Source organism: Isoptericola cucumis (assembly GCF_014635665.1).
In the GTDB taxonomy this organism is placed as follows: Bacteria; Actinomycetota; Actinomycetes; order Actinomycetales; family Cellulomonadaceae; genus Isoptericola; species Isoptericola cucumis.
Map to the genome: position 1 here is coordinate 162322 of NZ_BMDG01000008.1, position 23073 is coordinate 185394.

General features: G+C 75.1%; 20 protein-coding genes. 12 read left to right on the forward strand and 8 right to left on the reverse strand.

The window, feature by feature from the left end:
- The first annotated feature begins 136 nt into the window (after positions 1-136).
- Complete coding sequence (locus IEW03_RS13080; RefSeq protein WP_188524127.1) at positions 137-898, forward strand: IclR family transcriptional regulator; 762 nt, start codon at positions 137-139, stop codon at positions 896-898.
- Between the two features lie 251 nt (positions 899-1149).
- Positions 1150-2919, forward strand: coding sequence for an HNH endonuclease signature motif containing protein (locus IEW03_RS13085; protein WP_188524128.1), 1770 nt, complete (start codon positions 1150-1152; stop codon positions 2917-2919).
- 8 nt (positions 2920-2927) lie between these two features.
- Here the strand turns inward: IEW03_RS13085 and IEW03_RS13090 are convergent, their stop codons facing one another.
- Complete coding sequence (locus IEW03_RS13090) at positions 2928-4205, reverse strand: amidohydrolase (RefSeq protein ID WP_188524129.1); 1278 nt, start codon at positions 4203-4205, stop codon at positions 2928-2930.
- 148 nt (positions 4206-4353) lie between these two features.
- Between IEW03_RS13090 and IEW03_RS13095 the strand changes: the two genes are divergently transcribed.
- Positions 4354-4827: a hypothetical protein gene (locus IEW03_RS13095; protein WP_188524130.1), complete on the forward strand. Its 474-nt coding sequence runs from the start codon at positions 4354-4356 to the stop codon at positions 4825-4827.
- Positions 4828-4837: 10 nt separating this feature from the next.
- Here IEW03_RS13095 and IEW03_RS13100 read toward each other — a convergent pair whose 3' ends face one another.
- The gene (locus IEW03_RS13100) at positions 4838-5686 is read right to left on the reverse strand and encodes a siderophore-interacting protein (protein ID WP_229737980.1); all 849 of its coding nucleotides are present in this window, start codon (positions 5684-5686) and stop codon (positions 4838-4840) included.
- A 77-nt stretch (positions 5687-5763) separates the two neighbouring features.
- Here IEW03_RS13100 and IEW03_RS13105 point away from each other — a divergent pair, with 77 nt between their 5' ends.
- Entirely contained in the window at positions 5764-6234 is a 471-nt protein-coding gene (locus IEW03_RS13105; protein ID WP_188524131.1) for a pyridoxamine 5'-phosphate oxidase family protein, read from the forward strand.
- A 12-nt stretch (positions 6235-6246) separates the two neighbouring features.
- On the opposite strand, the gene IEW03_RS13110 is transcribed toward IEW03_RS13105, so the two are convergent.
- On the reverse strand, positions 6247-6489 hold the full coding sequence (locus tag IEW03_RS13110) for a hypothetical protein (RefSeq protein ID WP_229737981.1): 243 nt from the start codon (positions 6487-6489) through the stop codon (positions 6247-6249).
- Positions 6486-7427: a D-2-hydroxyacid dehydrogenase family protein gene (locus IEW03_RS13115; RefSeq protein ID WP_188524132.1), complete on the reverse strand. Its 942-nt coding sequence runs from the start codon at positions 7425-7427 to the stop codon at positions 6486-6488. Before IEW03_RS13115 ends, IEW03_RS13110 begins: the two co-directional genes overlap by 4 nt.
- Before the next feature lie 159 nt (positions 7428-7586).
- Between IEW03_RS13115 and IEW03_RS13120 the strand changes: the two genes are divergently transcribed.
- The 5 genes from IEW03_RS13120 to IEW03_RS13140 all read left to right on the forward strand — a co-directional run bounded on the left by IEW03_RS13120 (position 7587) and on the right by IEW03_RS13140 (position 16437).
- Positions 7587-8048 carry a DUF4190 domain-containing protein gene (locus IEW03_RS13120; RefSeq protein WP_188524133.1) on the forward strand — a complete coding sequence of 154 codons (462 nt, stop codon included), beginning with the start codon at positions 7587-7589 and terminating at the stop codon, positions 8046-8048.
- Positions 8049-8152: 104 nt separating this feature from the next.
- Complete coding sequence (locus IEW03_RS13125; RefSeq protein WP_188524134.1) at positions 8153-9544, forward strand: FAD-dependent oxidoreductase; 1392 nt, start codon at positions 8153-8155, stop codon at positions 9542-9544.
- Positions 9545-9592: 48 nt separating this feature from the next.
- Entirely contained in the window at positions 9593-10528 is a 936-nt protein-coding gene (locus tag IEW03_RS13130; RefSeq protein WP_188524135.1) for an aldo/keto reductase, read from the forward strand.
- A gap of 94 nt (positions 10529-10622) precedes the next feature.
- Positions 10623-15161, forward strand: coding sequence for an ATP-dependent RNA helicase HrpA (gene hrpA / locus IEW03_RS13135; RefSeq protein WP_188524136.1), 4539 nt, complete (start codon positions 10623-10625; stop codon positions 15159-15161).
- A gap of 97 nt (positions 15162-15258) precedes the next feature.
- Complete coding sequence (locus IEW03_RS13140) at positions 15259-16437, forward strand: AI-2E family transporter (protein ID WP_188524137.1); 1179 nt, start codon at positions 15259-15261, stop codon at positions 16435-16437.
- Here IEW03_RS13140 and IEW03_RS13145 read toward each other — a convergent pair.
- Both IEW03_RS13145 and IEW03_RS13150 read right to left on the reverse strand, forming a co-directional pair.
- Entirely contained in the window at positions 16422-17339 is a 918-nt protein-coding gene (locus tag IEW03_RS13145) for an endo alpha-1,4 polygalactosaminidase (RefSeq protein ID WP_188524138.1), read from the reverse strand. The two genes, IEW03_RS13140 and IEW03_RS13145, sit on opposite strands and share 16 nt — an antisense overlap.
- Before the next feature lie 37 nt (positions 17340-17376).
- On the reverse strand, positions 17377-18681 hold the full coding sequence (locus IEW03_RS13150; protein WP_188524139.1) for a hypothetical protein: 1305 nt from the start codon (positions 18679-18681) through the stop codon (positions 17377-17379).
- A 132-nt stretch (positions 18682-18813) separates the two neighbouring features.
- Here IEW03_RS13150 and IEW03_RS13155 point away from each other — a divergent pair, with 132 nt between their 5' ends.
- The 3 genes from IEW03_RS13155 to IEW03_RS13165 all read left to right on the forward strand — a co-directional run bounded on the left by IEW03_RS13155 (position 18814) and on the right by IEW03_RS13165 (position 20661).
- On the forward strand, positions 18814-19752 hold the full coding sequence (locus IEW03_RS13155; protein ID WP_188524140.1) for an aminoglycoside phosphotransferase family protein: 939 nt from the start codon (positions 18814-18816) through the stop codon (positions 19750-19752).
- Positions 19753-19829: 77 nt separating this feature from the next.
- Complete coding sequence (locus IEW03_RS13160) at positions 19830-20087, forward strand: PspC domain-containing protein (protein WP_188524141.1); 258 nt, start codon at positions 19830-19832, stop codon at positions 20085-20087.
- Positions 20088-20130: 43 nt separating this feature from the next.
- Positions 20131-20661, forward strand: coding sequence for an O-acetyl-ADP-ribose deacetylase (locus IEW03_RS13165; RefSeq protein ID WP_188524142.1), 531 nt, complete (start codon positions 20131-20133; stop codon positions 20659-20661).
- On the opposite strand, the gene IEW03_RS13170 is transcribed toward IEW03_RS13165, so the two are convergent.
- Complete coding sequence (locus IEW03_RS13170) at positions 20658-21365, reverse strand: response regulator (protein ID WP_188524143.1); 708 nt, start codon at positions 21363-21365, stop codon at positions 20658-20660. The genes IEW03_RS13165 and IEW03_RS13170 overlap by 4 nt on opposite strands.
- Positions 21362-22945 carry a sensor histidine kinase gene (locus IEW03_RS13175; protein ID WP_188524144.1) on the reverse strand — a complete coding sequence of 528 codons (1584 nt, stop codon included), beginning with the start codon at positions 22943-22945 and terminating at the stop codon, positions 21362-21364. Before IEW03_RS13175 ends, IEW03_RS13170 begins: the two co-directional genes overlap by 4 nt.
- Positions 22946-23073 lie beyond the last annotated feature (128 nt).

A 23073-nucleotide genomic window follows, 5' to 3' on the forward strand; every position in this document is an offset into this window, starting at 1 on the left:
TGCCGCTGGACACGGCTCCGGGCGAGGTTCAGTCTGGGATCCCAGACAACGTCGATGCGTCCGGCCCCGCGGGACCACGCCCGGGTGCGGCGCCCGCGGGGCCACCCGCGCGGGCAGGACGGCCAAGGAGAGTCGCATGGCGGACGTCCCAGCAGCGCGCAGCACGCTGCGGGTGCTCGCGTACCTGGCGGCGCAGCCCGGCCCGTCGCCCGCCGCGGCGGTGGCGCAGCACCTGGGGCTGCCGCGCTCGACGGTGTACCACCTGCTGTCCGTGCTGGTGGACGAGGGCTTCGTGACCCACCTGCCCGAAGAGCACCGGTACGGGCTGGGGACGGCGTCGCTCTCTCTCGGCTCGGCGTACGCGCGTCAGGCTCCTCTCGCCCGGTTGGCGCGACCCGTGGTCGCGCGCCTGGTCGAGACGACGGGCGAGAGCGCGCACCTCGCCGTCCTGCACGGGCGCGAGGTGCTGTACCTCGTGGAGCAGCGCGCCCCGCACCGGCTCAGCCTCGTCACCGACGTCGACGTCCGGCTGCCGAGCCACCTCACCGCCAGCGGCCGCGCCGTGCTCGCGCGGCTGCCCGCCGCGCAGGTGCGCGCACTGTTCCCCTCCGCGGGGGCGCTCGCCGACCGCACCGGCGTGGGCCCGCGCACGCTGCGCGAGCTGCGCGAGGTGCTGCGCGACACCCGCCGACGGGGACACGCCACCGAGGACGGCGAGGTCACCACCGGCCTGGCGTCCGTCGCGCACGCCGCGGTCGACCACACCGGGTACCCGGTGGCGGGCGTCGCGCTGACGTTCTGGTCCGACGACGTCGACGACGGGCGACGGGACGAGCTGGCCGCCGCCGCCGGCCGGGCCGCCGTGGAGATCAGTCGCCGGCTGGGCGCGCGGGGCTGACGCACGACGCGGCCGTGCCCGGTCCCTCACCGGCACCCACCGCCGCTCGCCGGGCACGCACCGGCGCAACCTCGCGCCGAGGCTGTCCACAGCCGCCATCGTCCACAGATATCCGGGGATCTTCCGCCACTCCTTGACGCGTTCGAACGCCTGTTCGATAACGTCGCACCATCACCTCGAGAGGCGAACGTCTGGGCGGTCGTGCCGGGCGACGCCGCACCGGAGGTGAGCGACCGACCAGAGGAGGAGCGATGACGCTGACCGAGCAACCCGTCAGGCCGAACGCCCCCGGGCCACGTACCTCGCACCCGAACGCCGCCCACCCGCCCACAGCCGATCCACCGGCGCTCGAACCGCCGCCTGACGTCGACGCCCCTGCCCTCGGCACGGGCTCGGCCCCGTCCGCGACGGGGGCGCTCGAGCTCGTCGTGGAGGCGCTCTCCGAGATCGCTGCGAACGCCGGGTGGGACCACGTCACGGACCCGGACCTGGCACAGCTCGAGTCACGGCTCCGCGCCGTCGAACAACGGCTCGCGGCGGTCCGTCTCGACATCCTGCCTGCGCTGGAGGCTTCCGGGACCTGGTCGCTGGACGACTCGCGGACGTTCGCCCACTGGCTGGCCCGCCGCGACCGCGTCCACCCGGCCACGGCGCACCGGGAGGTGCGCACGGCCCGCCGGCTGCTCCACGACCTGCCCGCCACCCGCGCCGCCGCTCTCGCCGGGCAGATCGGGGCGGACCACGTACGGGCGTTGGTCGACGTCGCGCCGACGTCTCCGGCGCGGCGCGAGACGCTCGCCGCACCCGTACCGGACCCGACCGTCGGCACGGAACGCGACGCCGCTGACGTCGAGGACCCCGACGAGGGAGGCGCCCTCGAGAGGCCGACCGGGGAGGAGTACCTCCTCAGCCTGTCCGAGGCCTGCTCGGTCCCGCAGTTCCGCCGCCTCGTGGGTCGCTTCGCCCACGTCGCCGACCCCGAGGCCGACGAGCGCGGATACGTGAAGGCCCGCGAGAAGGAGTTCCTGGAGGTCTCCCCGACGTTCGACGGCTACCACCTCGCCGGGTTCCTCACCGAGGAGCACGGACAGACCCTCCGCGGCACGCTCGACGCCCTGACCGGGCCACCGACCGGCGGCGACACTCGCACGCCGACGCAGCGGCGCGCCCAGGCGCTCGCCGACATGGCACGGCTCACGGCCGAGCGCGGGGACACCCGGCAGGACCACACCGGGCAGGAGGCCGCGGGACGAGAGGCCGCGGGACGGGAGAACGGCGGACTGGGGCGCGCCGGGCACCGTGCCGCATCCCGGCCGCACGTCACGGTGACGGTGTCGTGGACGGAGCTCCGGCGCGCGCTCGCCGGCACCGCCACCGCCGGCACCGCCACCGACGGCTCCGAGACCGACTGCTCCGAGACCGACTGCTCCAGGGCCGACTGCTCCAGGGCCGACAACCTCGACCTGGAGAGCCTGACCGCTCCCGTCGGAGAGGGCCTTGCCCGGTTCGGCGACGGCCGTGGCCCGATCCCGGCGTCGGTGCTGCGCCGCATCGCGTGCGACGGTGCCCTCACGCGCGTGATCTTCGGCCCGGACTCACAGGTGCTCGACGTCGGGCGGGCGCAGCGCACGGTCGCCGGTCCGCTGCGCCGCGCCGTCGTCGCCCGCGACCAGCACTGCACCTTTCCCGGCTGCGACGAGCCGCCGTCACGCTGCGAGGTGCACCACGCCGTCGTCCGCTGGGCTGACGGCGGACCCACCAGTGCCGAGAACGCCGCACTGCTGTGCTGGCACCACCACGACCACGTCGACGGCAGCGGTGTCAGCATGCGCCGGCGCGCCCGGGCCGGGACCTCGTGGTGGGAGTTCCGCGACCGGCAGGGTCGGGCCCTCGCCGGGTCGGACGTTCCGCCCGGCCACGCTCCGCCCAGGCCTGCCGCGCCCGGCCACCCGACTCCCGATCGCCGGGCTCTCGACCGCCCCACTCCCGACCGGGCAGCCGCAGACCGGGCAGCCGCATGACCGCGCGATCAGTCGAGCCACTCCCGCGCGGCGGCAACCAGCGTCGCGACGCCGAGGTCGAGGGTCGGCTCGGGAGCCGGGGCGAAGTACGGCGAGTGGTTGGACGGGATGCCGCGCGGCTGCTGGCCCGCCGCGGCAGCACCGGCGAGGTCGACGTCGGCGAACTGCGCCGGGTCGTGGCCCCCGAGGAACCAGTACACGAGCGGAGCGCCGGCGGCCGTCGCGAGCTCGCCCACGTCCTCGGACGCCGCGTGCGGGGCGGGGGTCACGACCGCAGGCGAGCCGCCGACCGCCTCGACCGGCGCACGGCGCGCCTCCAGGGCCGCGCCCAGGGCGCTGCGGGTGCGCTCGGTCGCCTCCGGGTCGTTCACCGTCGCCGCGAAGCTGGTGACCGTCTCGATCTCGGGAGGCTGGGGCGCCCCGGACGCGGCGGCCTCCGCCTCGACGATCCGGCGGATGGCGGCCAGCACGCGCTCGCGGACCTCGGGCGTGTAGGTGCGTACGTTGACCAGCAGCTCGGCACGGTCCGGGATGATGTTGGGCTCGCTCCCGGCGCGGACGGACCCGACCGTCACGACGGCCGACTCCCCCGCCGCCACCTCGCGGGCCACGATGCCCTGCAGCCGCTGCACCGTGGCGGCTGCCATCAGCACGGGATCCACGGTGGTCTCCGGCATCGAGCCGTGCCCGCCGCGCCCGTGCAGCGTGATCCGCAGCGAGTCCGCGGCCGACATCGCCACGCCGGCGCGCACCGCGACCACCCCCGCGGGCAACGCCAGGACGTGCTGACCGAGCACCACGTCGGGCGCCCCGCCGACGGTCGCGAACAGGCCGTCGTCGAGCATGGCCCGGGCACCCCGGCCGAGCTCCTCGGCGGGCTGGAAGAGCACCACCAGCGTGCCCCTCCATCCGGTGTCCCCGTCCGCGAGCGCGGCCGCCGCCCCGAGCAGGCAGGTGACGTGCACGTCGTGGCCGCAGGCATGCATGACGCCGGCTTCCTGGCCGTCGTCCGTGGTCGTCACCTGCGTCGACGCATAGGGCAGCCCGGTGCGCTCGGTGACGGGCAGCCCGTCCATGTCGGCACGCAGCAGCACGCGCGGGCCGTCGCCGTTCGTGAGGACGCCGACGACGCCGGTGCCGCCGATCCCCTCGTGGACGGCGTAGCCCCACCCGCGCAGCCGCTCGGCGACGATCCCGGCCGTGCGGTGCTCGGCGAACCCGAGCTCCGGGTGCGCATGCAGGTCGGTGTAGATCGCGGTCAGCTCGGACGTCGTCAGCGCGCTCATGCCGCCATCCTGCCGCCGACCAGCGTGGCCGCCAGGCGGCGCCACGGCCCGCTCGCGCCCGCCCTGCACGGCGGTGTGTGCAAGATCTCCACGTCATCTGTGGATTCCGGCCAGTGGAAACGCTCCCGGGCAAGGCAGAATCGGGCCCATGACGTCAGCGACGACTTCGACCATGGGCAAGACGACGACCCGTCTGGCCGCAGCGAGCCTGCTCGCCCTGGCCATGATGCTCGGCGCCTGTTCCGCCCCTGCCGACGTCGAGCGGTTCATCGCCGACGCACAAGGTCAGGCCGAGGCCATCGAGGGCGACCTGCACGAGCTGGAGAAGCAGGTGTCCGACCTGCCCGCCACGCTCGCCACCGACGTCACCAACGCGGTCGCCTCGGCGACCGCCGCCACGGAGGAGGCCCGCGCGGCCCTGGTCCGCGCGTCCGAGTCCGCCGCCGGCGCGGTGATCGCCCTCGAGGACGCCCAGGTGGCGCTCGAGGCGGCGTCCGCCGAGGTCAGGCACGTGACCGGGGAGGCCGCCGATGCCGGCGCCGCCGAGGTCTCGGGCATGCTGGGCAGCCTGCAGGAGCAGATCGACGCCCTGCGCGGCGAGACGGAGAACGCCGCAGCCTGACCCGCCGGCGTCAGTCCGGGTCGCTCGGGTCGAGCGGCAGGTGGTGGTCGAGGTTGACCGTGCCGCGCCGCCAGTACCCGGAGATCGAGAGCTGGGCGGGCGGCAGCCCGAGCTCGCGACGCAGGTAGCGCCGCACGGGCACGAGGTCCCCCGCCTCCCCGAGGGCGACGACGAGCTCACCCTCCTCGACGCCTCCGAGGGACCGCACGGCGTCCTCCAGCTGGCCCGGGCCGTCGGTGCGGTAGAGGATCTCGACGGTGGCCCGCCCGAGCTCGTCCTCGACGAACGCCTCGTCGACGTCGTCCCCGATCTCGACGATCGCGGTGACGGGGACGTCCGGCCCGACGGCCTGCACCCAGCGCGCGGCGGCGGGCAGGCCCGTCTCGTCGACGGCGAGGGTGAGGCGGTCGACCCCCTCCGGGGCGCCGACGCTCCCGCGCGGCCCGGCGAGCACCAGCTCGTCACCCTCGGCGGCCCTCGCGGCCCAGGCCGACGCCGGCCCTTCGTCGCCGTGCAGCACCCAGTCGATGTCGAGCTCGGCCACGCCGTCGACGGTCCTGGTGGCGCGCACGGTGTAGTCGCGCGAGATGGACACGACGCCGGTGGGCCGCTGCAGGCCCCCGTCGGGCGCGATCGTCGGGGCGTGCAGCTGGCCGGTGGCCGGGTCGGGCAGGAAGACCTTGACGTGGTCCTCCGGGCCGGGCGCCTGCAGAGCGGCGAGCGACGACGACGCCGCGGGGTCGGCGCCGGCGACGTCGCGGAAGGTCGTGCGCCGCATCGAGCCGGTCAGCTCGGCGACGGCGTGCACGCGCACGCGGCGGGGGACGAGGTCGAGGCGGGTGCGGGGTCGGTCGAACACCTCTCGATTCCATCACGACCGCCCGTGCGCGGGCCCACGGCCCGATGAGGGCGGGCCGGGTCGCGGGTCTACCTGCCATGACCGACCTTGCCGCCGACGCCGAGCGCGTCCTCGCCACCGTCCGCTACGTCGTGCTCGCGACGATCGACCCGGACGGCGCGCCGCGCGTCTCGCCGGTGTTCTTCACCCGGGACGGTCGCGACGTCTACTGGGTGTCGTCCCCAAGCGCGCACCACTCCCGGAACGTGGAGCGCGAGCCGCGGGTCGAGGGCGTCGTCTTCGACTCCACCGTCCGGGTCGGCTCCGCGGAGGCCGTGTACCTCACCGGCCGGGCGCAGGTCGTGCCCGACGGCGAGCTCGAGGCCCGCTGCGCCGCGGCGTACGCCGACACCCGTGACGGCGTGGCGTTCACGCCCGGCGAGCTGTCCGGGGAGGCCGACATCCGGCTGTACCGCTTCGAGGTCGACCGGTGGGAGGTCCTGGTGCGCGGCAGCGACCCGGAGCGCGGCACGGGCACCGACCGCCGGGTGCCCGCGCCGCTGGGGTGAGAACCCCGGAGGTCAGGCGAAGAAGACCCGCAGGTCGGCGACGTCGCCCGGCACCTCCATCGCCGCGACGTGCCCGCCGCGCGGGAGCTCGGACCAGTGCTCGATCCGCGCGTTGTCGCGCTCGGCGAGGCTGCGGATCGTCTGGAGGTCGTCGGCGAACACCGCGACGCCGATGCGGCCGGTGCTGACGACGGGCTCGGCGCCGCTGCGCTGCTCGGCGTGGTGGCAGCGCGCTGTGCCACCCCGGCACCTCACGTGAGCACGCGCACCGGGCTGCCCGCCGCCCACGCGGCGACGTCCTCGACCGCTTCGCCGTAGAACGTCTCGTACGTGGCCTCGGTGACGTACCCGAGGTGCGGGGTCAGCACCGTGCGCGGCGCGGACCGCAGCCGGTGGTCGGCGGGCAGCGGCTCGGCGTCGTACACGTCGAGCCCGGCGCCGGCGATCCGCCCGTCGTGCAGCGCCGCGAGCAGGGCGTCCGTGTCGACGAGCGCACCGCGCGAGGTGTTGACGAGGTACGCGGTCGGCTTCATCCGCGCGAGGTCGCCGGCGCCGACGATCCCCACGCTGCGCGCGCTCAGCTTGTAGTGCACGGTCACGACGTCCGACGTCGCGAAGAGCTCGTCCTTGGTCACCGCGCGCACGCCGACCTCGGCGGCGTGCGCAGGGTCGAGGTGGGTGCTCCACGCGACGACGTCCATGTCGAAGGCCGCGCCCACGCGCGCCACCCGCGTGCCGAGCCGGCCGAGCCCCACGACCCCGAGCCTGCGTCCGGCGAGGTCGGCACCCACGGTGTGCTGCCACCCGCCGTCGCGGACGGCGCGGTCCTCGGCAGGGACGTGCCGCAGCAGCGCGAGGACGAGCGCCCAGGTGAGCTCGGGTGTCGCGTTGGTGGGTGATCCCGTGCCGCACACGACGATGCCACGCCCGCGGGCGGCGTCCAGGTCGATCGCCGCGTTGGCACGCCCGGTGGTGACGAGCAGCCGCAGGTCGGGCAGCCGGGCGAGCCGGGCGGCGGTGAACGGCGTCCGCTCCCGCATCGCGACCACGACGTCGTAGCCCGCGAGCGCGGCGACCACGGCGTCGTCGTCGGGCAGGTGCCGGTCGAGGAAGTCGACCTCGGCCTGCAGGCTCGCCCAGTCGGCGAACCGGTGGGCCACCTGCTGGTAGTCGTCCAGGACGGCGACGCGCACGCTGGCCTCCTCGTCGATGCTGGGTGCTGGGCGCCTGCTGGGTGCTGGGTGCCTGCTGGGCGCCGGCCCTCGCCGGGCGGTGCCGACGTTACCGACGTCCGCGCGCCGCGTCGTGCCCGCCCCCTTGGCGCGACGACGCCGGGGCGGGAGACTGTCGGGGTGAGCGACCCGTACCAGCCCGACCAGCCGGGCCAGCAGCCCGGCTACCAGACCCAGCCCGGTTACCCCGCGCAGCCCGGCTACCAGACCCAGCCCGGCTACCCACCCCAGCCTGGCTACCCGCCGCAGCCCCACCAGCCGCAGGGTGGAAACCCGGGGTACGGGTACCCGCCGCCGTACGGTTACCCGCCGGCCGACCCGGGCCAGACGATGGGCATCGTCGGCTTCGTCCTCGCGTTCGTGTTCCCGCCCGCGGGCATCGTCTTCGCCGCGATCGGTCGTTCCCAGTCGCGGCAGGCCGGCTTCGACAACCAGCTCGCGACGTGGGGGTTCTGGCTCTCCATCGTCTTCACGTCGCTCGGCGTGCTCTACGCGCTGTTCTGGGTGCTCCTGGTGTTCGGGGGCCTGTTCGCGGCGGTGTCCGTCGGCGGGGCCACGTCGGCGGTCGGGCTCACCGTCTGACGCCCCGGTCCTGACGCACCGGCCCTGACGCCCCGGCCCGAGCGACCGGGCGCGGCCCGCCGGCCGTGGCTAGCCTGACCCGACACCGTCGGACGGAGACCTCCATGCAGCGACCCACGATCGACGCGGACCTGGCCGTGGTCGGGTTCGGCAAGGGCGGCAAGACGCTCGCCGCCGCGATGGCCGGACGCGGCGCCCGGGTCGTCATGATCGAGCAGTCGGACCAGATGTACGGCGGCACGTGCATCAACATCGGCTGCGTCCCCACGAAGTCGCTCATCTACCAGGGCGAGCACGTCGACCCGCACACCGCGGGCGAGGAGAGCTTCCGGCTCGCGGCCGCCACCACCCGCTCGCTCACGTCGCTCATGCGCGGGAAGAACTTCGCGATGATCGACTCGCTGGACGCCGCGACCGTCGTGACGGGGCAGGCGACGTTCACCGGGCCGCACTCGCTGGTGGTGCGTGCCGGCGACGACGAGCTCGAGGTCACGGCGACGACGATCGTCGTCGGCACGGGTGCGGAGCCCGTCCTGCCCCCGATCCCCGGCCTGCGGGAGAGCAACCACGTCGTCACGAGCACCGGCCTGCTGGGGCGCACGGAACGCCCGCGCGAGCTCGTGGTCCTCGGCGGCGGGTACGTCGCGGTCGAGCTGGCCGCGATGCATGCCGCGTTCGGCGCGCGGGTCACGCTGCTCACGCGCGGGCCGCGCATCCTGCGCCACGAGGACGACGACGTCGCCACGGCCGCGGCCGGCATCCTCGCCGACGCGGGGGTCGCGATCCGCACGGACGTGACGATCGATTCCGTGGCCGACACGACGACCGACGACGGCCCCTGCGCCCGCGTGACGTACCGGACGGCGGACGGCACCACCGACACGGTCGACGGGGACACGGTGCTCGCCGCGCTCGGACGGCGCCCGGTCACCGACGGGCTGGGGCTCGAGGCCGCGGGTGTCCGCACCGACGCCCGCGGCGCCGTCGTCGTCGACGAGCACCTGCGCACCAGCGCGGAGCACGTCTTCGCGGTGGGCGACGTCAACGGCGGCCCGCAGTTCACGTACGTGTCGCTCGACGACTACCGCATCGTCCTGGACCAGCTCGTCGGCGAGGGTCGGCGCTCGACCGCCGACCGGCGCGCGGTGCCGCAGGCGATCTTCATGACGCCGCCGCTGGCGCGGGTGGGGATGACGGAGGCGGAGGCCCGGGAGACCGGGCGACCGCTGCGCGTGGCGGTGCGCCGGGTGGCGGACATGGCCACGGTGCCGCGCGCCAAGATCGCCGACCCGCGCGGCCTGATGAAGGCCGTCGTCGACGCGGAGACGGACGAGGTCCTCGGCGTCACGATGCTCAGCCACGACGCCCACGAGACGATCAACACCGTCGCGCTGGCGATGCGGCACGGGGTCACGGCGACCCGGCTCCGCGACGAGATCTACACCCACCCGTCCATGACCGAGGCGCTCAACGACCTGTTCGCGAACCTCGCCTGACGTCCACGAGCGCCGGCGAGACCACCACCCCGATCGACGAGGAGATCCATGAGAACCGTCCCCCTGGGCACCACCGGCCGCCACGTCCCGAACGTCGTGATCGGCCTCATGCGCATCCAGCAGCTGGACGACGACGCCGTGCGCGAGCTCGTGCGCACCGCACGCGACGCCGGCATCGACTTCGTCGACCACGCCGACGTCTACGGTGACGACCTGCACGGCTGCGAGCGCCGGTTCGCCGAGGCCATGCAGCTGTCGCCGTCGGAGCGCGAGCAGCTCACCATCCAGTCCAAGGCCGGCATCGTGCGCGAGGGGCCGTACTTCGACTACTCGTACGAGCACCTGGTCTCCTCGGTCGAGGGCTCCCTGCGCGCCCTGGGCACCGACTACCTGGACGTGCTGCTGCTGCACCGCCCGGACGCGCTCGTGGAGCCGGACGAGGTGGCCCGCGCCTTCGACGACCTGGAGGCCGCCGGCAAGGTCCGCGCCTTCGGCGTCTCCAACCACACCCCGGGCCAGATCGACCTGCTCAAGAAGTCCGTGCGCCAGCCGCTGGTCGCGAACCAGCTGCAGCTGTCGATCACGCACGCGCCGATCGTCGCGCAGGGGGTGGCTGCCAACATGGCGGGCGAGGACCAGGCGCTCACCCTCGACGGCGGCGGGATCCTCGACTACTGCCGCCTCCACGACATCACCGTGCAGGCCTGGTCGCCGTTCCAGGCGGGCTTCTTCACCGGCGTGTTCCTCGGCTCGGAGGACTACCCGGAGCTCAACGCCGTGATCGACCGCCTCGCGGCGAAGTACGACGTGCCGCCCATCGCGATCGCCGTCGCCTGGATCACCCGGCACCCGGCGGGGATGCAGGTGGTGCTCGGCACGACGACGCCGGAGCGCGTCGAGGGCGCGGCCCAGGGCTCGGACCTGCCCCTCACCCGCGCCGAGTGGTACGAGCTGTTCCGCGCCGCGGGCTACCGCGTGCCCTGACGGGCAGCCGCCCCCGAGGTCGCCGCTCGTGGTCGGGCTCGGGGGCGGGTAGCGCGGGCCAATCACCTTGCGCGGCTTGAGAGAATGGGACGTCGTGAGCACCGAGCCCAGCCCCGCACCGCAGTCGTCGTCGGACGACGGCGGTGCGCGGCGTCCCCGCCGCCGCGGCCGCGGACGCGGCAGGCCCCCGGGCTCGGGCCGGCCGGCGGACCAGCAGGCCGCCCGGTCGCGCGGCCCGCGTCGCGTCAGCCATGAGCAGCTCGAGAAGGCCGCCGCGAGGCGCGCCGCGGTCGAGGTCCCGCCGATCGTTTACCCCGAGCAGCTGCCGGTCTCGGCGCGCCGGGACGACATCGCCGCTGCGATCCGCGACCACCAGGTGGTCGTCGTCGCGGGCGAGACGGGCTCCGGCAAGACGACGCAGCTGCCGAAGATCCTGCTCGAGCTGGGCCGCGGGCGCGCCGGGCAGATCGGGCACACGCAGCCGCGCCGGATCGCGGCGCGCAGCGTCGCCGAGCGCGTCGCCGAGGAGCTGGACACCGAGCTGGGCGGCGTCGTCGGCTACCAGGTGCGGTTCACCGACCAGTCGTCGGAGGACACCCTCGTCAAGGTCATGACGGACGGCATCCTGCTGGCCCAGATCCAGCGTGACCCGGAACTCCTCGCCTACGACACGATCGTCATCGACGAGGCGCACGAGCGGTCGCTCAACATCGACTTCCTGCTCGGCTACCTGTCGCGGCTGCTGCCGCGCCGCCCGGACCTCAAGGTCGTCATCACGTCGGCGACGATCGACTCCGAGCGGTTCGCGGCGCACTTCTCGCCGTCGCACCTGGCCGAGGTCGGCGGTGCCCCGCGCGACGTGGTCGAGGTGCTGCCCGACCATGCGCCCGTCGTCGAGGTCACGGGCCGCACCTACCCGGTGGAGATCCGCTGGCGTCCCCTGTCCCCCGACACCGACCCGGACGCGCCGGCGAAGAAGAGGGCCCGCTCCGAGGACGGCGAGAAGGACCTGGTCACCGGCATCGTCGAGGCCTGCGACGAGCTGATGCGCGAGGGCCCCGGCGACATCCTCGTGTTCCTCTCCGGCGAGCGGGAGATCCACGACGCGGCGGACGCGCTGGAGGGCCACCTCAAGGACCGGGTGCGCGACAGCAAGCGGCCCGACTTCGTCGAGATCCTGCCGCTGTACTCGCGGCTGTCCGCGGCGGAGCAGCACCGCGTCTTCCAGTCGCACCCCGGCCGCCGCATCGTGCTGTCGACGAACGTCGCCGAGACGTCGCTGACCGTGCCGGGCATCCACTACGTCGTCGACCCGGGCACCGCCCGCATCTCGCGCTACTCCAAGGCGACCAAGGTGCAGCGGCTGCCCATCGAGCCGATCAGCCAGGCGAGCGCCAACCAGCGCTCCGGGCGGTCCGGCCGCGTGGCGGACGGCGTCGCGATCCGTCTCTACTCGCAGGAGGACTTCGAGAGCCGGCCGGAGTTCACCGAGCCCGAGATCCTGCGCACGTCGCTCGCGTCCGTGCTGCTGCAGATGATCTCCGTCGGTGTGGTGCAGACCCCCGACGACGTGGCGCGCTTCCCGTTCGTCGAGCCGCCGGACACCCGCGCCGTGCGCGACGGCGTGCAGCTCCTCAGCGAGCTCGGCGCGCTGGAGACGCGGGACGGCGCCACTCGCCTGACGGAGGTCGGGCGCACGCTCGCGCAGCTCCCGATGGACCCGCGGCTGGCGCGCATGATCATCGAGGGCGCGAAGCAGGGGGTGGCGCGCGAGGTCGCGATCATCGCCGCCGTGCTGTCCATCCAGGACCCGCGCGAGCGCCCGGCCGAGACGCGCGCGCACGCCGACCAGCTGCACGCCCGGTTCACCGACCCGCGATCCGACTTCCTCACGTACCTCAACCTGTGGGAGTACGTGCGCGGCCAGCAGCACGAGATGGGCTCGTCCGCGTTCCGGCGGATGTGCAAGGCGGAGCACCTCAACTTCCTGCGCATCCGCGAGTGGCAGGACGTCGTCGCGCAGCTGCGCGAGATGAGCAAGCCGCTCGGCATCGACATGTCGTTCAAGCCCCGCACCCGCACGGTCTCGGCGGAGCGCGCCGACGTCGACCCCGAGACCGCCGAGGTGGACCACCGGCTCGCCTGGGACGGCGACACCATCCACCGCGCCCTGCTGGCGGGTCTGCTGTCGCAGATCGGCATGCAGGACACCGGGGAGATCAAGGCGTCGTCGGTGGCCCACCTGCGCGGGGAGGCGCGCGCCCGCGCGCTGCGCCAGGCCGCGAAGCGCGCGCGCAACGAGTACCTCGGCGCCCGCGGCGCCCGGTTCGCCATCTTCCCCGGGTCGCCGCTGAGCAAGAAGCCGCCGGAGTGGATCATGGCGGGCGAGCTCGTGGAGACGTCGCGGCTGTGGGCGCGCGACGTCGCCCGCATCCAGCCCGAGTGGGCGGAGGAGCTCGCCGGGCCGCTGGCCAAGCACACCTACTCCGAGCCGCACTGGTCCACGAAGCAGGGCGCGGCGATGGCGACGGAGAAGGTGCTGCTGTACGGCGTGCCGATCGTCGCCGACCGGCCGGTGCTGTTCGCCAAGGTCGACCCCGAGGCGGCGCGCGAGATGTTCGTCCGCCACGCGCTCGTCGAGGGGCAGTGGACCACCCACCACCGGTTCTTCGCGGAGAACCGGCGCCTGCTCGCCGAGGCCGAGGAGCTCGAGGCCCGGTCCCGGCAGCGCGGGCTCGTGGCGTCCGAGGACGACCTCTTCGCGTTCTACGACGAGCGGGTCCCGTCGTCGGTGGTCAGCGCCCGGCACTTCGACACCTGGTGGAAGTCCGCGCAGCGCGAGACGCCGGACCTGCTGACGTTCACGCTCGACCAGCTCGTGGACTCAGGAGCCGTCGACACCGACCAGTTCCCGGAGACGTGGACGCAGGGCGAGGTCACCCTGCCGCTGACGTACCAGTTCTCCCCCGGCAGCGACGCGGACGGCGTCACCGTGCACGTGCCGCTGTCCATCCTCAACCGCGTCGCCCCCGAGGGGTTCGACTGGATGGTGCCGGGCCTGCTCGACGAGCTGTGCGTCGCGACGGTCCGGTCGCTGCCGAAGGCCGTGCGCCGCGAGCTGGTGCCCGCGCCCGACGTCGGCGGCGCGGTCGCCGCGTGGCTGCGCGAGAACACGCCGAGCTGGGAGGACATGACCCGCGCCGGCGACATGGCGTCCCCCTTCCACGTGGAGTTCACCCGCGCCGTGCGCGCGCTGCGCGACGTCGTCATCCCCGACGACGTGTGGGACGCCGAGCGCGTCGAGCGGCTTCCCGCGCACCTGCGCATGACGTTCCGCGTCGAGGACGCCGCCCGGGCGGAGGCTCCCGTCAAGGCCAAGGGCCAGGGCAAGGGGAACGGCCGCAAGCGGGCGCCGAAGGCGGCGGCACCCGCCGTCGTCGGCGAGTCCAAGGACCTGCTCGCCCTGCAGAAGCAGCTCGCCCCGCAGGCCGAGGCGGCCGTGCGCGCGGCGGTGAAGGGCGCCGTCGGCCTGGCGCTCGAGGAGGCGCGCGCCGCGGCCGGGTCGCCCGCACCGGCCCACGCAGGCGCGCCGGCGTCGCGTCGCGCCTCGGCCGGGCCGCCCGCGGCCGGGCACGCGACCGGGAACGCGACCGGGAACGCGGCCGGGCAGGGCACGTCCGTCGTCGCCGAGCAGTCCGGTCTCACGACCTGGCCGTCGGCGCTGCCCGACGGCGCGCTGCCGCGCTCGGTGTCGACCGACCTGGGCGGCGGTGTCGTGGTCCGGGGGTACCCCGCCCTGGTGGAGGAGCCCGACGCGAAAGGGCGGCCCACGGTCGCGCTGCGCGTGCTCGCCGACGCCGCGGCGCAGGACGCCTCGCACGCCCGGGGCGTGCGGCGGCTGCTGCTGACGGAGACGGGGCTGCAGCCCGGGCGCATCACGTCGCGGTGGACGTCGTCGCAGTCGCTGACGCTCGCCGCCGCGCCGTACCGGAACACCGAAGGGCTGGTGGCCGACCTGCAGCTCGCGGCGGTCACCGCACTGACCAGCCCCGACGCCGAGAAGGCACCGGGGACTCCCACCGGCGGCCCGGTCGCTGTACAGATCCGCGACGCGGAGTCGTACACGACGGCCGTCGCGTTCGTGCGGCGTCACCTGGAGGACGAGGTGCACCGGATCGTCGGGCACGTCGTCGCGGCCCTCGCGGCCTGGCGCGCGGTCGAGGGCGAGGTCCGGGCGTCGTCGTCGCTCGCGCTGCTGAACACGCTGCAGGACGTCCGTGACCACGTGGCCGGGCTCGTGCACGACGGCTTCGTCGGGCACACCCCGCCACGCCGCGTCCCCCACCTGGTGCGCTACCTCCGCGCCGCGTCGTACCGGCTGGAGAAGGCCCAGACCAGCCCGGCGCGCGACGCCGAGCTGGCCTGGCGCGTGCACGACGTCACCGAGGCCTACGACAAGGCCCGGGCCGCCTACGCCGCGGGCCCCGCCGACCCGGCCCGCGCCGCCGAGCTGGACGACGTGCGGTGGCTGGTCGAGGAGCTGCGGGTCTCGCTGTTCGCCCAGCAGCTCGGGACCGACGGCGCCGTCAGCGAGAAGCGGATCCGCAAGATCCTCAGCCCCGGCGGCTGGTGAGGTCGGCGCACGTCCCGGAACCTGCACCGCGCATGCATCGACGGTCGCTCGTAGGGTCGGGCTACTTCGTCTCACGCGCAGTGAAGGAGCCATCGTGATGGGTCGGTCGAGGCGCAGGTCGCGGGACGGCACGCCGCCGCAGGCGGGAGCCACGCAGGTCGAGGGGTCGCCGCTCCCCTCCGGCGCCGTCGTGGGGGTGTGGTCCGACGGGTTCGGCCGCGTGGCGACGAGGTCGCTGCAGGTGCTGGCGGTGCTCGCGGTGATCGCCGTGCTCGCGCTCGCGGTGACCCAGCTGTCGCTCGTCGTCATCCCCGTGCTGATCGCGCTGGTGCTGGCCGCGGCGATCTCGCCGCTCGTGGCATGGTTGCGCCGACGCGGCCTGCCCTCCCTGCTGGCGACGTGGATCGCCCTGGTCGCGCTCGTCGCGGTGCTGTCGGGGATCGTCTGGCTGGTCGTCCTGGCCGTGGTGAACCAGTGGGACGAGCTGCGCACCCAGGCCCTCGACGGGTTCGCGGAGCTCCAGACGTACGTGCAGGGCCTGCCCTTCGAGATCACGGACGAGCAGATCCGGTCCGCGCAGGAGTCCGCGGCCGGGCTGCTGCGGTCCGACGCCGTCGGCTCGGGCGCGATCGCCGGGGTGTCCCAGACCGCGGACTTCGTGGCGGGGTTCTTCATCATGATCGTCGTGCTGTTCTTCTTCCTCAAGGACGGCCCGAAGCTGTGGGAGTTCCTCCTGCGCCCGTTCGAGGGCCACCGCTACGAGCGCGGCAAGCGCATCGGTGACGCGACGATCCGCACGCTCGGCGGGTACGTGCGCGGCACGGCGATCATCGCGGCCGTCGACGCGGTCGCCATCGGCATCGGTCTCGCGATACTCGGGGTGCCGCTCGCGATCCCGCTGTCCGTGCTCGTGTTCCTGCTGGCGTTCATCCCGCTCGTCGGCGCGACCCTCGCCGGCATCCTCGCGACGTTGGTGGCCCTCGTGGCGGTCGGCCCGGTCGAGGCGCTCGTCGTGGCCGCGCTCGTCATCGTGGTAAACCAGCTGGAGGGTGACCTCCTCCAGCCGATCGTCATGGGCCGGGCGCTGCGCCTGCACCCCCTGGTGATCCTCGTGGCGCTGACCGCGGGCACGGTGCTCGTCGGTCTCACCGGCGCCGTGCTCGCGGTGCCCATCGCGGCGTCGATCTGGCGTGCGGTGCAGGTGTGGGACGGCCCGGACCTCCCGGCACGGTTCGCCCGTGAGAAGCGCCCCGAGACGGTTCAGCAGGCGTCGTAGACGTAGCCGTCCTCGCCGGCGGCGACGAGGTCCCGGTCGCGCAGGACCGTGAGCGGCGCCCGGTCGTCCAGGGCGCAGACGTCGTCGAAGGTCAGGCCCGCCTCCTCGAGGGCGTCCGGGTACTCGACCTGCAGCACGTGGTCGCCGTAGACGTCGGTGTAGGCGGCGCACTCGGACCACGCGGCGCACTCCTCGGTGACGGCGAAGTCGAAGCCGAGCTCGCCGTGGGCCACCCCCGTGATCTCGGCGGCGTTCTTCTGCGCGATCGCGAGCCCGGCGTCGTGCGCGGTCTCGACGTACGCGCGGGCGAGCGCGTAGGCGCCCGCGGACTCGATCTCGTCGAAGCGCGTCCACGTGTCGAGGTTGTCGATCTCCACGGCGTCGAACCCGGCGTCCGCGCAGCCGGTCACGGCCGGCCCGAGCACGTCGAGGATCCCCTCGCGCTGCGCCTCCGTGGACGGGTCGAGCACGTACTCGTCCGGCCAGTCCGGGTCGACGACGAGCTCGCCGTCGGCGTCGTGCAGCAGCAGCTCGGCGCGCTCGAGCCACGCCTCCGCGTCGCCCGGCTGGGTCTGGAACCCGTTGACGTAGCAGACGTTGTACGCGCCGGGCAGCGGGGCGGCCGTCGCGTCGCGCACGACGACGTCGACCGGCACCGGACCGCCGGACCCCGCGCCCGCGTCGACCTCGTCGTACGCGCCGCCGAGCTGGTAGTCGAAGACGCCGGCCGTAGGGGGCAGCGCGACCGACGCGGCCGCAGCAGCGGCCGACGACGCGGTCGACGGGCCGGCCGGCCAGGGCTCGTCCGACGAGGCCGCGGCCTCTCCCGTGGCCGGTCCGGCGCATGCCACCGCCGCCACGAGGACGAGCGCTGCCGACGTGATCCCCCTCGCGCGCCTCACGGAATCACGATGTCACGACCTCTCGGTGCCGCGCGCGTCAGAGCACCCGCAGGCCCGCGCTCCCGGCCAGGCGCTGCAGCCGTCGCACGTCGGCGCACACCAGCGGGACCTGCGACCCGTCGGCCAGCATCAGCCAGTGCCGCCGGGAAGCCAGCATGTGCGGCACACCGCTGACCAGCGCGGCCCCGTCGAGCGCGACCGCGGCCCCGTCGGCCGGCCGCAGCGTGGGCGCATCGCCGAGGTCGAGGACGGCCGGCCCGGGCACGACGACCTCCGGCCCGAGGGGCGGCACGTCGTCGGCCAGCACCCGCACCGACACCTCGACGCCACGAGCGCGCACCCGACCGGCCATCATCCGCACCACGAAGCTGCCGTAGACCAGCAGGATCGGCACCACGACGATGCCGACGCCGATCGCGACCCCGTCGACGCCCGCCGTCGGACCGGACGCCGACCGAGCGACCACGACGACGAGCCCGCCGACCGCGACGGGCAGGAAGACGAGGTTGAGCCGACGCCACCAGGGGCGGGGGGCGGCCGCCTCCTCGTGGCCGGTCAGCACCCGCCACCCGGTCCACCGGGCGCGGTCGTCGTGCTCCAGCCCCGCCACGACCCATCCGTCCGCGAGGCGCCGCCACGCGCGGACGGATGCCAGGAGCCCGACGACGAGCAGCACCACGCCCGGCGACAGCGCGGTCGCGCCGTCGACCAGATCGTCCTGGTCGGAACCCACGACCACCAGCAGCAGCCCGACGGCCAGCACGAGCGGGTAGAGGATCGCCCGCAGCGCGTCGAGCAGCCCGCTGAAGCCGTCCACCGGCTTGACGCCCGGGTACGGCTCCAGCTCGGCCAGCTCGCGCGCTCTGAAGTCGTGCATCCGCTCCGGGTCGACCCCGGGGCCCGTGGCCTGCGTGCGGGTCGGGAGCGCCAGCACCTCGGGGTCGCGCAGCGCCAGCGCCCAGCCCTGCCGCAGGCGCCGCGCCCTGCCCCAGTCGCGCCGGTAACGCGTCCACCAGGCGAGGGTCCCGAGCAGCACGAGCCCGCCCACGACGACCGACGCGACGTCGGCCTGCGCGCCGTCGGGCCCGTTCCCGAGCAGCACCAGCACGGGCTCGGTGGCAAGGCCCAGCCCCAGCAGGCAGCCGAGCACCAGCACGAGGCCGGCGAGCATCCGCCTGCCGCCGCTGTCCCGCCGCTGGACCGCTCCGAGGTTCGAGGCGGCCACGTCGTACCAGTCGCCGAAGGTCGCGGGCAGGGGGACGTCCCGCGGCGCCGGCGGCAGCGGCACGCGGCCGCTCCCTCGTCGTCGCTGCGGCGGCGCCTCGGCGTCGCGCACCGTCACCCGATCTCCTCGCCCTGTGCGTCCACGGGGGACGATCTTCGCAGACCCCGCCGTGGCGGCGAGCAGCATGCCCACGCAGACGGACGCGCTATTCGATGGCGCCCCGGCGGCGCCGTCCGTACGGTCGTCGGCATGCCCCTGCACGACGACGAGGTCCCGGTCACCGTCGACGACGTCCGCCGCCTGGTGGCGGCCCAGCACCCGCGGTGGGCGGGCCTGCCCGTGACGCCGGTGGCCGAGTCCGGCACCGACCACCTGCTCTTCCGGCTCGGCGACGAGCTGGTGGCCCGGATGCCGAAGATCGCGTGGGCGGCCCAGCACGCGCTCGGCGACGCCCGGTGGCTGCCGCGGCTCGCGCCGCACCTGCCGCTGACCGTGCCGGCGCCGCTGGCCGTCGGCGAGCCGGACGACCGCTACCCGTTCCGGTGGTCGGTGGTGCCCTGGGTCCCCGGGGCCGCGACGGCCGACCCGCTCGACCCGGGCGCGACGCCGAACCTCGACCCCGGCGCCGCCGCCACGGACCTGGGGGCGTTCGTGACCGCGCTGCGCGCCGTCGACCCGGCCGGCGGGCCCGTCAAGGGCGGCACCGGGCGCGGCGTGCCCCTCGCACGACTGGACGAGGACGTCCGCGCCGCGACGGCCGCGGCCGGGAACCGGGTCGACGGGCCCGCCGTCCTCAAGGCGTGGGACCGGGCGCTCGAGGCGGCCACCGACCCGGTGCCCGGGACGTGGCTGCACGGCGACCTCATGCCGGGCAACCTCATCTCGAGCGGCGCGGGCGACGGAGGACGACTCACCGCCGTCATCGACTGGGGTGCGCTGGGCGTGGGCGACCCGGCCGCCGACCTGCCGCCCGCCTGGTGGCTGTTCGCCGGCCGGGACCGCGACGCGTTCCGGCAGGCCGCGGGCGCCGGCCCCGGCGGGTCGCTCGACGACGGCGCCTGGGAGCGCGGTCGCGGGTGGGTGCTGGTCCAGGGCATCATCGCGCTGCCGTACTACTGGGACCGCTGGCCCGAGTTCGCGCGGGCGTCCCAGCGCCGGGTCGCGGCGGCGGTCGCCGACCTTCCCTGACCCGTCAGGGTGCGTCAGGGTCGAACCCGGGAAGCACCGGATACCGGGCGCGCGGGCACCGTCGTAACGTCGAAGACATGAGCACCACGACCCCGTACCCCCAGGCCCCGTACCAGCAGCCCGCGCCGCCGCCGCGGCGCAAGCTGTTCCGGCCCAGCCGCGGGCGCATGCTCGGCGGCGTCTGTGCCGGGCTCGCGGACTACCTCGGCTGGAGCCGTGGCCTCGTCCGCATCCTCACCGTGGCGTCGATCCTCATCCCCGGCCCGCAGGTGCTGGCGTACATCGTGCTGTGGATCGTCATGCCGAGCGAGGCCAAGGCCCTCCGGGCGGGCTGAACCACCGGCGGCCCGCCCGCCCCGCCGCACCCGAGGAGGACCCGTGCACCTGACCGCGGAACAGGGCGACATCACGACCGTCCACGTGGACGCGATCGTCAACGCCGCGAACTCGTCGCTGCTGGGCGGCGGCGGGGTCGACGGCGCCATCCACGCCGCCGCCGGCCCCCGGTTGCTGGCGGCGTGCCGCGAGCTGCGGCGCACCACGGTCCCCGACGGGCTCGCGGTCGGCGACGCCGTGGCCACCCCCGGCTTCGACCTCCCCGCGGCGTGGGTGATCCACACCGTCGGCCCGAACCGGCACCGCGGCGAGACGGACCCGGACCTCCTCGTCTCGTGCTTCACCCGGTCGCTGGACGTCGCGGCCGACCTGCGCGCCCGGTCCGTGGCGTTCCCCGCCGTCAGCGCGGGGGTCTACGGCTGGGACCCCGACGACGTCGCGCGCACCGCCGTCGCCGCGGTGCGGTCGTGGGACGACGCCAACCCGGCCGCCGTGGACGAGGTCCGCTTCGTCCTCTTCGACGCGGCGGTCCACGACGCCTTCGAACGCGCTCTGACCGGTCCGTACGGCTAGCCCGCCCAGGAGTACTCGAGCTCCGGCCGGCCCTGGTGACCGTGCCGCGGCGTGCGCGACGCCTCGCCCCGGTCGACCAGGTGCTCGAGGTACCGCCGCGCGGTCACGCGCGAGACGCCCAGCTCGCGGCCGACCTCGCTCGCGGACCGCGCCCGCGGGCTGCCGCGCAGAGCCGCGGCGACCGACTCGAGCGTCTCGGGGAGCAGCCCCTTCGGCAGCACCGGCCGCGCGCCCGAGTGCAGCAGGCCGAGCGCCTCGTCGATCTGCTCCTGGCGGCCCGTCCCGCCGGCCGTGAGCGCCCGCCGGTACTGGGCGTACCCGCGGAGCTTGGCGGCGAACGCCGAGTACGTGAACGGCTTGACCAGGTAGCCCACCACCCCGGCCTGGGCGGCGGCCCGCAGCGACGGCAGCTCGTCGTCCGCCGTGATGACGAGGATGTCGACGTCGGCCCGGCCCGCCCGCAGCGCGCGGGCGACGTCGAGCCCGCCCATGTCGGGCAGCCCGAGGTCGAGGAGCACCAGGTGCACCGGGCGCCCCGCCTCCTCCAGCGAGCCGAGCGCCGACAGGGCCGACCGGCCGGTGAGGGCGGTGCCGGCGACGGCGTACCCGGGGATCCGGCGGACGAACTCGGCGTGCGCCTGCGCGGTCAGCTCCTCGTCCTCGACGACGAGGACCCTGAGGTCGCTCCCCTGGCTGTCGGTCATCGCCCCGCATCCTCCCCCGGCGGGAGCTCGACGACGAACACCGCGCCGTCGTCGTCGTACGCCTCCACCGTGCCACCGAGCCGCTGCACGGTGTGCCGCACCAGCGCCAGTCCCAGGCCCCGGCCCTCGGGGCCGGCGGCCTTGCCGGTGCGGCCGAGCGCGAAGAGCGCGACGGGCGAGCGCACGCCGTCGGGCCCGCCGAGCCCCGGGCCGGTGTCGGCCACGCGGATGCGCAGGCCCGACGGGATCCGGCTCAGCTCGACCTCCACGGTCGCCTCCTCGCTGCCCTCCGCCGCGTCCACGGCGTTGTCCACCAGGTTGCCCACCACGGTGACCAGGTCGGCCGACGGGAGGTGCAGCCCCGCCACCTGCCCGGCGACGACGACCTCGACCCGCACCCCTCGGTCCCGGGCCTCGGCGCTCTTGCTCACCAGCAGCGCGGACACGAAGGGCTCGTCGACGGCCGTCACCGCGCCGCCCGCGAGACGGCGGGTGCGGGCGAGGTCGCCGGCGGCGAAGCGCCGGGCCTCGTCCGCGCGTCCCAGCTCGAGCAGCGAGACGACGGTGTGCAGCCGGTTGGCGTGCTCGTGGGTCTGGGCGCGCAGCGCCGTCGCCATCGCCTGCGTGCTGCGCAGCTGCCCGGACAGGTGCATGAGCTCGGTGCTGTCGCGCACCAGCAGGACCCGGCCGGTGGACGCCGGGCGCTGGCTCACGACCAGCGTGCGGTCCGGCGTGACGTGGTGCTCGGCGTCGACGGTCCTCCCGCTGGTCACGACCTGCTCCACGGACTCGGGCATGCCCAGCGTGGCGACAGGCTGCGGCAGCGCCTGGCCGACGTCCGCGGCCAGCCCCAGCAGCTCGCCGGCACGGTCGTTGACGAGCTGCACGTTCCCGCGGGCGTCCACCAGCACGAGCCCCTCGTCGGCGTTGTGCAGCGCCGCGTCGTACAGGTCGTGCACCTGCCGCAGCTCCGTCGGCCCGAGGCCGAGGGTGATGCGCCGCAGGTACCGTCCCAGCGCGACGGCGCAGCCGGCGCCCACCAGGAGCACCCCGGCGCCGAGCCCGAGGACGAGCGGCAGGTCGCGGGTCGCGTCGAGGGAGACGTTCTCCACGGTGATGCCCGCGGCGACGAGCCCGCGCACCCGCCCCGACCCGTCGTGCACCGGCGCGATGGTGCGCACCGACGGGCCGAGCGTGCCGGTGAACGTCTCCGAGTACACCCGGCCGGCGAGCGCCGGGGCCCGCGTCCCGAGGTAGGTGCCGCCGACCTCGTCGGGGTCGGGGTGGGTCCAGCGGGTCCCGTCCGGGGCCATGATCGTGATGAAGTCGGCGCCGGAGTCGGCGAGCAGCTCGTTCGTGAGCCCGCGCAGGTCGCCGACGGGATCGGCCCCCACCGCCGCGGCGCGCACCGTCGGGTCGTCCGCGATCGCCACCACCAGCGCGCGGCTCTCCGCCGTCGCCGTCTGCTCGGCGGCGCGCTGGGCCTGCACGTACAGCAGCGCCGACAGCGCCAGGCCCGCCAGCACCGCGAGCGCCAGCAGCAGCGCGAGGACGCGCACGGCGATGCTCCAGCTGCGCACGCCTGCTCCTCTCCCCGCGCCGGCCCGGACGTCGAGAACTCTATGCACGCAAGCAGCCACGCAGGGTCCGCGGCTGTGACGCTCGGCACAGCCCGGGAACGAGCCCGGGCGCACTCGCCGAGGAGGAG

What these genes read in the sequence shown, in the direction of transcription:
- IEW03_RS13155 (WP_188524140.1), top strand. Translation starts at nt 18,814, where the DNA reads ATGCCCCTGCACGACGACGAGGTCCCGGTCACCGTCGACGACGTCCGC.
- IEW03_RS13170 (WP_188524143.1), bottom strand. Translation starts at nt 21,365, where the DNA reads ATGACCGACAGCCAGGGGAGCGACCTCAGGGTCCTCGTCGTCGAGGAC.
- IEW03_RS13080 (WP_188524127.1), top strand. Translation starts at nt 137, where the DNA reads ATGGCGGACGTCCCAGCAGCGCGCAGCACGCTGCGGGTGCTCGCGTAC.
- IEW03_RS13105 (WP_188524131.1), top strand. Translation starts at nt 5,764, where the DNA reads ATGACCGACCTTGCCGCCGACGCCGAGCGCGTCCTCGCCACCGTCCGC.
- IEW03_RS13160 (WP_188524141.1), top strand. Translation starts at nt 19,830, where the DNA reads ATGAGCACCACGACCCCGTACCCCCAGGCCCCGTACCAGCAGCCCGCG.
- IEW03_RS13085 (WP_188524128.1), top strand. Translation starts at nt 1,150, where the DNA reads ATGACGCTGACCGAGCAACCCGTCAGGCCGAACGCCCCCGGGCCACGT.
- IEW03_RS13095 (WP_188524130.1), top strand. Translation starts at nt 4,354, where the DNA reads ATGACGTCAGCGACGACTTCGACCATGGGCAAGACGACGACCCGTCTG.
- IEW03_RS13130 (WP_188524135.1), top strand. Translation starts at nt 9,593, where the DNA reads ATGAGAACCGTCCCCCTGGGCACCACCGGCCGCCACGTCCCGAACGTC.
- IEW03_RS13090 (WP_188524129.1), bottom strand. Translation starts at nt 4,205, where the DNA reads ATGAGCGCGCTGACGACGTCCGAGCTGACCGCGATCTACACCGACCTG.
- IEW03_RS13125 (WP_188524134.1), top strand. Translation starts at nt 8,153, where the DNA reads ATGCAGCGACCCACGATCGACGCGGACCTGGCCGTGGTCGGGTTCGGC.
- IEW03_RS13140 (WP_188524137.1), top strand. Translation starts at nt 15,259, where the DNA reads ATGGGTCGGTCGAGGCGCAGGTCGCGGGACGGCACGCCGCCGCAGGCG.